Source organism: Neosynechococcus sphagnicola sy1, assembly GCF_000775285.1.
Lineage (GTDB): Bacteria > Cyanobacteriota > Cyanobacteriia > Neosynechococcales > Neosynechococcaceae > Neosynechococcus > Neosynechococcus sphagnicola.
Genome location: NZ_JJML01000084.1, coordinates 1 through 7,003, shown reverse-complemented (window position 1 = coordinate 7,003; position 7,003 = coordinate 1). Strand labels below are relative to the sequence as shown.

Genomic DNA, 7,003 nt, shown 5'->3' with positions numbered 1-7,003 from the left:
GTCTCTACAATCAGTGCAATCAGCCTCAAAACCGTTGTCACTAACGTAAGTATCGTCGGTTCAACCGATGGTTTGACCTTTGAAGCCTTCATTGCTCGCCACCTGGTTCCGAAACTTTGGAAAGGAGCTTGTGTGATTATGGATAACTACTCGATACACAACCATGACACGATCAGAAAGCTGATTGAGGACGTGGGTGCTAAGTTGATTTATTTACCTCCCTATTCTCCAGACTTTTCACCGATAGAAAATTGCTTCTCAAAGATTAAAAATATTTTGCGGACGATTGGGGCACGCAGCTATCCCGATCTCGCTAATGCCATTGAAGACGCTTTTTCTCAAGTATCTTTGGAAAACCTCAAAAATTGGTTCACTCACTGTTGCTACTACGCCTCACAAGAGTGAAAAATGCTATATGCCAAATGGCGAAAAGGTTGCCGCAAGTGATTTTTCAGAATTTGTTACTGCATATGAAGCATTTAAAGAAACCACCAAGCATCGAGAAGAAATAATTTCAGAAATTCAGCAACATGCTAAACCAATAGTGTTTGTTGAGGGTGATTACGATATTCGATACCTTACTAAAGCAGCAGATTTTCTTGGAAAAACGGATGTACTGGATAGGATACAGTTGAAAGACGGGACGGGTTTCGGAAACTTGGATAAGATTTGGAAAAGCTATAACAACTCCATTTCAGAAGTCGTACCAAATAAAATTATACTTCTGTACGACTGCGATACAAACAAGAAAAATTCACAGAATAATTTCGTTTTCAAACGAGTGCTACCCAGCGTTGAGGAACACCCAATAGCCATAGGAATAGAAAATCTATTATCCACGGCCACTATTGAGAAGATTGAAAACGAAAACCCACAATACATTGATATCAAAGAAGCATCCTCAACAAGAATTCGAGGTATAGAAACCAATATTTTAGCTTCAAAATCCGTTAATAAGGATGAAAAAGGCAACATGTGTAATTGGCTCTGTGCGCATGGGACAGCCGAAGATTTCTATGGTTTTGGAGTGGTATTTGACATCATAGAAAACATAATAAATGGCTAACGCCGCATTCAGCGGACAAGCCGCTGAATGCGGCGTTAGACCGCTGAGCTATTAATGAGGACGTACTCAAAGCTTGTTTGTTTGTGAACTATCTACGCATCAAAGTGAAGAAACTTAGTTGCAGGAAGCTTTTGGGGTATGTATCTTGGGGTAGAACGCATTTTATTATATAGACGCTCTTGATGGATACTGTAAAAATTTTGTTTCTAGCGGCTGATCCTAGTGATTCTGTCCGATTACGTTTAGGACAGGAATTGCGAGACATCCGTGAAAAACTACAGCTTTCTAGGTATCGAGATAACTTTCACCTAGAGTCACGTGAGTCAGTACGTACTGGAGATATTAGTCAAGCTATTTTTGATACTGAGCCTCAAATCGTTCACTTTTCAGGTCATGGTACAGGAACGGGGGAACTTTGTTTTGAGGATGTTCAAGGCAAAACAAAGCCAGTGAAGCCTGATGCACTTGCCAACCTATTTAAATTGGTAGCCAATCAGGTCAATTGCGTGATTTTAAATGCTTGTTACTCAGAAGCTCAAGCAAAATCTATTGCCAAACACATTCCCTTTGTTATCGGCATGAATGATGCTATTGGCGATAAGGCTGCAATAGCATTTGCTGTTGGGTTTTATAGAGCGTTGGGATCTGGACGTTCGGTTAAAGAAGCTTATGATTTTGCATGTGTAGAAATTCAGCTAGAAAGTATCCCTGAATACCTAACTCCTGTTCTTTTAGAGCGAGAAAGCATAATACGGGAAAGCGAAGAAGAGGCTAATGAAATAGATACACCCATTAGTAGCACTTCAGTTTTTTTCGCAAAGATTTTCAAAATCCTTCCCTGGTGTTAGAGGTATTCAAAAATTCAGCTCGTCTACTGAAGCGATCACAAGATTAAGCAGACTTCTAGAAGCCCCTCTGTCTTTTGAAAAAGATACTTCTGCAAACAATCCAATATGGTGGTTTAGAGGCTACAGAAACCTTCAGATAGAATCTTTTGAACGTTTAGAAGATGACATTATTCTGATAGACGACCAAGAGTTGAAAATCAAGGAAGTTGTGGCTGTAAATCCTCGTAGCTATTATCAATGTTTTGTGTATATTGAAGCAAATCCAATGGAACCTAGTGGTCTTTATGACTGGAAGGATAGCGAGATTCAAAATCGAATTGAAAAGTATGGATATCGTTATGAAGAATTTGGGGTTTACCAAAGAAAATTTTTAATTAGACGTTCTGAATATGATGATGGTGCGGCAAACATTAATGGAAAGATTATAGATCTTGATTGGAGAGCAACTGAATCAAGAATGAGATACTTATCCCCTTATAACTTAGTTATTGCAGCTTTTGCAAATCCTCTAAGTAATCCTGCGTTTGACAAAACTTTTGAACAAATTATGAATGATATATTGATGGGTAAAGCAAGTGTAGAAGATTTAAGTCGAGCTGTTCTTGATTTGCCAAAGCGATCGTTTAGTTAAGGTGTACACCAAACCTTAACTCTTGGTTTTGGCGCGGTCTAACAATTCAAATGCAGCGGACAGTTGAAAGCTGCTGGTGCTAAGTTCAAGGTTATCTACTGCCGCTGATTTGAGCCGTTAGGCTGCTTTAGGTTATCTGTGAGGACGTTGCTTAAAGCCTCCGGTGTAGTATTTAGGGTTAAGCAAGTAGACTGAGAGAAGTTTAAACTTCAACGACTATGAAATGCTCTCCTGTCAATGAATTAGAATTATTCATTACTGAAGTTAACAGGCTCACATCCAAATCGTTTTATCAAGTTCTCAATTCTGGTGAAGAAATTGGGTTTTCGGATGGGTCTTTCCCTGAAAATACACCAACAGTAGAACAACTTGAGTCTTATCTTCTTCATTTTCGCAAGTTCATTCAAAAGAATGACCGAGTTTATTTTCGACTTGTGAACCAGTACGTTAACGAGCTGGCGATCCATCAGGCTAATTTTCTCGACGAATGGAATATTGTGTACAAAGCCTTCGAGGAATTGATGGAGGCTAAAGCGTTAACTGGTAGGGTTATAACTCATGTACCAGATATTCCTGATCTATCGTTGCTTGACCTCTTTAGAGCTAGAACTTTTGGTGATTTGTCCCATCTTGATTCTAAAAAGCAACTACTTCATCAAAAACTCTCTTCTACAAGCCAGTTAGAAGCGTTGTACCGATTTGAGTACTATACCTTCTTGTCTGAGGCTGGGGAGGTTATTGCTGAGATGGCAAACCTCTGTACAAGGCTGCTACACTCCTTGAACAATCAGGTATGATCTAAGTATGGAGTTTGAGTGGGATCAATCAAAAGCCGCTAGTAACTTGAAGAAACACGGTGTCAGCTTTGAAGAAGCCAAAACCGTATTTGACAATCCTCTGGCGGTCATCTTTGACGATGAAACTCATTCCATAGGTGAACAGAGAGAAATCATCATTGGTCATTCTCGACAGAATCGGTTGCTGTTAATTGCTTTTACTGGGCGATCTAGCAACATCCGCATCATTAGTGCCCGTCTAGCTACTCGCCAAGAGCGTGAGGATTATGAGCAAAACGCCCTCTGATCACACACAAAATTCTGAAGACGAGCTTTTACCAGAGTATCGGTTTGATTACGAGAAGGCGAAACCCAATCGATTTGCCGTTAATCACAAGGCGCAAAAGTTAACGGTTGTGGTTCTAGATGAGGATGTGGCTCAGGTTTTTACAACGCCTGAATCAGTCAACAAAGTACTAAGAGCATTGATCGAATCGATGCCACAATCAGCAGGCGGCGAGACAGCCTAACACTGCGTTGGTGCGGACGGTATAGAGGTTACTGGTGAGAGTTCAAGGTTGTCTGCCGCCGCACAACTTCACCGTTACACGTCCTGCGATTTGAAGACAATGGTTGAGGCTGTGCTTAGAGATTATCGTCCATATTTATAAACTCTACGTGTTGATATGATCAAAGAGCGATCGCTATTGGTAGAGATTTGTAGATACTAAGGGTTGAAATCATCAAAGGGCGATCGCTCGTGGTAGAGATTTATAGGCATTACGGGTTGATATCATCAAAGGGCAATCGCTGGTCGTAGAAATTTGTAGGCTTTAGGGTTGATATCATCAAAGGGCGATCTCGATATAGATTGAACTCACAGTACGCATAACCAATCATTGCAGCGGACGGTATGGAGATCCTTGCGGAGATGCAGAGTATCGTTGCCGCCGCCGAATTCAGACGTTAGACTAAACATAAACCCAAGAATATCTGCGAGGGCATTATGCTGGGGGCAATTGTTGGTGATATTGTTGGATCTACTTATGAAGGAAAAATTATTAGAAGTAAAGATTTTGAGCTATTTAGTTCTAAGAGCCACTTTACTGATGACACAGTTCTGACTATTGCTGTTGCTGATAGTATTCTTAATAATGATAATAATTATACTCAGAGTATCAAGCAGTATTTCAATCAGTATCCGCGAGCTGGTTACGGTGCAAGATTCATGCTGTGGGGTTTTTCAGATAGCCTTGAGCCATACAATAGTTTTGGTAATGGGTCTGCGATGCGAGTTAGCCCAATAGCCTATGCATTTGATGACTTGGAAACTGTACTAAAAGAAGCAGAGCGTAGTGCTTCAGTTACTCATAATCATCCAGAAGGGATTAAAGGTGCACAAGCAATAGCTGTGGCTATTTTTATGGCTCGTAAAAAATACTCTAAACCTGAAATTAAAGCTTTCATCGAAAATACCTTTAACTATGACCTGAGTTTAGAATTGAATACAGTGGAGCCAGCAGGTGTAACATGTCAACGATCTGTACCTCAAGCAGTGATTGCGTTCCTAGAATCAACTGGTTTTGAAGACACCATCCGCAATGCAATTTTTATTGGAGGTGATAGTGATACCCTCGCTTGCATGGCGGGTGGGATAGCGGAAGCTTTTTATGGTGGTATACCAGAACCGATCGCTCAGCAAGCCCTTCTTACATTAGATAGCTTTTTAAGATCTATTACTGAAAGATTTTTATTAAAGTATCAACCTTGATGTTTAGCTTGTCCATGTGATCGGAATTGGGCTATCTTATATTGAATCTTGCAGCCTAACAACCGCAATGCACCGGAACTTTGAAATATGCTGGGGCTAGAGAAGATTATCTGCGTCCGGTGATTGCGAACGTTGGGCGATCGCTCGCGGGGCTCGCCTGCTCGCCCAATGGGGCGCGAGACTTCATCGAGTTTGTTATACCTCCAATCTTCAGCTCGCAATCTGCCCAACTACTCGATGAAGCAGAATCCTTCGGATTCCGGTGCACTTCACTCCTTGGTCGTCCGATGCTTCCGCATCGTTCAAGTCGGAGTTCCGCTTATCTCGCGCCCCATTAGACCCCCCAATGCCCTCAAAAGATCAGTACCTCGGTTGTATTCTTGGGCTAGCTCTCGGCGACGCCATGGGGGCACCCTATGAAGGCGGTATTCTAGAGCAATTGATTTGGAAATTAATTGGACGCACCAAAGATGGGCTCCCACGGTGGACCGATGATACACAAATGTCCATCGACATCGCAATGTCCCTTCTTGATAATGGCGAACTCAACCAATTGGACTTATCAACCCGATTTGCGAATAGCTATAAATGGAGTCGAGGATATGGCCCAGGCACCGCTCGATTGCTCAAACGCATCGGCAAAGGTGAACCTTGGCAGAAAGCCTCGATGGCTATTTTCAAGAACGGGTCATTTGGAAATGGTGCAGCCATGCGAGCATCAATTCTAGCGCTTTATTTTAATGATAATATCGATAGATTGCTTTCTGAGACAAAGCGTTCGGCCGAGATTACACATTCACACCCTTTGGCAATTGAGGGTGCAATTCTAATTGCCCTTACAACTCATTTAATCATAAATCATGTCACGATTGATGATATTATTAATACACTAAAAGAACATTGCAAATCTAAGGAGTTTGGAACTCAGCTAAAAATAATTCACGCTTGGCTTTCGAGCAATCATACCCCATCTCCCAAGGAGATTGCCAAGACACTAGGAAATGGTATGACTGCACAATCATCGGTCATGTCCTCAATTTGTATAGCGTTTTTACATTTTGACAAATCTTTTTCAGAACTATTGTCGTTTGCAAGGTCCTGCAAGGGCGATGTAGATACCATCAGCGCTATGGCTGGCACACTCTGGGGTGCACGTAATGGCGCCACCACTATATATTCAATCCCAATTGAACAGCGACAGGAGCTTGAGCAAATTGCAGTTAACCTATTTAATCAAGTCAATTATCCAAGTCCGGCCTAACCAATCGTTCAACCCGGACGCAACCTCTTGGAGTTGGTTTCATGACAATCGCTTTGCCAACATCTCTCTCCCGGTCTGTCCGCTTCGGTAGCGCCGGTTAACTCCACCGTTATGCCGCCTTAACAATGGATGAGGATTTACTGTCAATAGCTGCTGGATCAACGCAAGGCTGACTGCCTGACACATCTATGTCAAACTCCTACTTTTTTGTTTATCCAGTAGTTATCTACAAGCAATTTAAATCGATTGGTTCGATCCAAGCTGCGCGAACGAGGTTAGACTGCCATAAAGCACAAGTCAAATAAGTTTGTGAAGCGAACCATGAAAATCGACATCATAATTGTCTACATTCAGCGGTATCGAAATGGACATGAGGTTCATTTTGTTCCGCCGCTTACTGGTATTCATCTTGCTGCGCTGACCCCAGCAAAACATACTGTTCGAGTTATTCACCAGCAGGTTGAGACTGTAAACCTCGATAGCGACGCGGACGTAATCGTTCTCTCCTTCTTCAGTGGTTTTGCACCAGAAGCGTACCGTTTAGCAACTGAATACCGAAAACGCAGCAAGATCACGATCGCGGGTGGTCCTCATGTGACCTTTGCCCCAGACGGAAGCCCTAAGATTTGTCGATAGCATTGTTATTGGAG

10 protein-coding genes are annotated in these 7,003 nt (G+C 42.1%); all 10 read left to right on the top strand.

Annotation, left to right across the window (positions count from 1 at the left end):
• Positions 1-405 (top strand): transposase (locus DO97_RS19885; RefSeq protein WP_036536934.1); only part of this gene is annotated, 405 nt, incomplete at its 5' end.
• Between the two features lie 10 nt (positions 406-415).
• Positions 416-1,066, top strand: coding sequence for a hypothetical protein (locus tag DO97_RS19880; protein WP_036536931.1), 651 nt, complete (start codon positions 416-418; stop codon positions 1,064-1,066).
• A 182-nt stretch (positions 1,067-1,248) separates the two neighbouring features.
• Positions 1,249-1,914 carry a CHAT domain-containing protein gene (locus tag DO97_RS19875; protein WP_081980892.1) on the top strand — a complete coding sequence of 222 codons (666 nt, stop codon included), beginning with the start codon at positions 1,249-1,251 and terminating at the stop codon, positions 1,912-1,914.
• A gap of 208 nt (positions 1,915-2,122) precedes the next feature.
• The gene (locus DO97_RS19870) at positions 2,123-2,545 is read left to right on the top strand and encodes a hypothetical protein (protein ID WP_204368773.1); all 423 of its coding nucleotides are present in this window, start codon (positions 2,123-2,125) and stop codon (positions 2,543-2,545) included.
• A 218-nt stretch (positions 2,546-2,763) separates the two neighbouring features.
• Positions 2,764-3,342, top strand: coding sequence for a hypothetical protein (locus tag DO97_RS19865; protein ID WP_036536926.1), 579 nt, complete (start codon positions 2,764-2,766; stop codon positions 3,340-3,342).
• Positions 3,343-3,349: 7 nt separating this feature from the next.
• On the top strand, positions 3,350-3,628 hold the full coding sequence (locus tag DO97_RS19860) for a BrnT family toxin (RefSeq protein ID WP_036536923.1): 279 nt from the start codon (positions 3,350-3,352) through the stop codon (positions 3,626-3,628).
• Positions 3,609-3,851, top strand: a complete 243-nt coding sequence (locus DO97_RS19855) for a hypothetical protein (RefSeq protein ID WP_036536921.1) — start codon at positions 3,609-3,611, stop codon at positions 3,849-3,851. Before DO97_RS19860 ends, DO97_RS19855 begins: the two co-directional genes overlap by 20 nt.
• A gap of 476 nt (positions 3,852-4,327) precedes the next feature.
• Entirely contained in the window at positions 4,328-5,092 is a 765-nt protein-coding gene (locus DO97_RS19850) for an ADP-ribosylglycohydrolase family protein (RefSeq protein ID WP_036536918.1), read from the top strand.
• Positions 5,093-5,438: 346 nt separating this feature from the next.
• Positions 5,439-6,353, top strand: coding sequence for an ADP-ribosylglycohydrolase family protein (locus DO97_RS19845; protein WP_036536906.1), 915 nt, complete (start codon positions 5,439-5,441; stop codon positions 6,351-6,353).
• Between the two features lie 321 nt (positions 6,354-6,674).
• Positions 6,675-6,989, top strand: a complete 315-nt coding sequence (locus tag DO97_RS19840) for a hypothetical protein (RefSeq protein ID WP_036536904.1) — start codon at positions 6,675-6,677, stop codon at positions 6,987-6,989.
• The last annotated feature ends 14 nt before the right edge of the window (positions 6,990-7,003 follow it).